Here is a 1,486-nt window from a genome sequence, read left to right on the forward strand (position 1 = left end):
TCGATTTTCAATGAAGATGTCAACGTTTCAAGATCATTGCGACCGCCTGGTGTCAGGCGGCAGTAGCGGCCGGTTCGGGTGGTGCAGGTGTGTAGGAGCGGTTGTCGCGCAGCAGGGCCCACAAGACGTTGACCCGTCGGCGAGCGAGGGCAAGGACGGCTTGGGTGTGGTGTTTGCCCTCGGATCTCTTGCGGTTGTAGAAGATTCGCGATTGCTCGTTGTATCGGATGCTGATCAGCGCCGAGGTGTAGAAGGCATGCTGCAAGCCGCGGTGGTAGCGCCGCGGCCGGTGCAGGTTGCCCGAGATGCGTCCGGAATCGCGGGGTGCCGGTGCGACGCCGCCGTAGCCGGCGAGGTGGTCAGCGGAGGTGAACGCGGTTATGTCCCCGCCGGTCGCGGCGAGAAATTCGGCGCCGAGAAGTGGTCCGATGCCTGGCATGCTCACCACGACGGCGGCGCTGCGGTGGCGGCGAAATCGGCCCTCGATGAGCTTGTCAGTGTGTTTGAGCTGTTCGTCGAGGGCGATCACCCCCGTGGCCATGTCGGCGACCAACTCCGCGGCCAGACCCTGTCCCGGCAGCGTCGTGTGCTGGCAGGTGGCCGCGGTGACGGCTCGGGTTGCCAGCACGGCAGCGCCTTTGACCTTCTGCGCACGCAACCAGGAGCTGACCTCGCCGACACCGGATCGCCGCAGGGCTTCGGGGGTCTGGTAGCGGGTCAGCAGAACCAGTGGCCCTTTGTTGGTCAGATCCAGGGCGCGTTCGAGTGCCGGGCTGATGCCAAGCAGCTGCTGGTGCAGCCGGTTCACCAGGCGTATACGGTCGGCGGCGAGATCGCGGCGGCGGGCGATGAGCATGCGCAACTCGACGATGAGTTCGTCCTCAACGCGGATCGGGGCCAGGTCGCGGCGGATTCGGACCTGGTCGGCGATGATCGCGGCGTCCTTGGCGTCGGTTTTTCCGCTGCCGCGGTACCCGTCCGCGGCACGGTTGACCTGATTGCCGGTGATATAGAAGGCCCGCTGCTCGTGGATGGTCAGCAAAGTCAGCAACAGCGCCGATTCACCGGTGATCATGTCGACTGCCCAGTCGATGCGATCCGCAAGCGCGGCAACGTCGTTGATCAGTTCGACCAGAGCGGTCTCGTCGTTGGTGACTCGTCGCGACAACAGCCGGGTGCCGTCGGTGTCGATCACCAGCGCATGGTGATGTTGCTTGCCGATGTCCACCCCAGCCCATGCACGTTCCAAACCCATCTCCTTCGTTCACTGAACCTGTTGTCCCGCAGACGACTTCGCTGTCCTATCCCTACGCAGCGACTGGTTCGCAATTTTCAATCAGCAGCCGAGCCGTCGAGGGGGTGCCAGGCGGCCAATCGAGTGAAGCCATACACGCGGCGGATGTCTGAAAGCCACACCCGACACCCCTGGGCACCAGGACCCTACGACTGGCCCGAGTCACCCGAGAAAGAAGGTAGGGATGTCTGA

Annotated in this window: 1 protein-coding gene; it reads right to left on the reverse strand. The window is 64.1% G+C overall.

The window, feature by feature from the left end; all coding sequences use genetic code 11:
- Window positions 1–52: 52 nt before the first annotated feature.
- Window positions 53–1,255 carry an IS110 family RNA-guided transposase gene (locus tag ACZ60G_RS44080; RefSeq protein ID WP_465818386.1) on the reverse strand — a complete coding sequence of 401 codons (1,203 nt, stop codon included), beginning with the start codon at window positions 1,253–1,255 and terminating at the stop codon, window positions 53–55.
- Window positions 1,256–1,486 lie beyond the last annotated feature (231 nt).

Source organism: Nocardia sp. NPDC102475 (assembly GCF_055584605.1).

Excerpts from the sequence above, each read along its gene's own strand:
- ACZ60G_RS44080 (WP_465818386.1), bottom strand. The coding sequence starts at position 1,255 with ATGGGTTTGGAACGTGCATGGGCTGGGGTGGACATCGGCAAGCAACAT.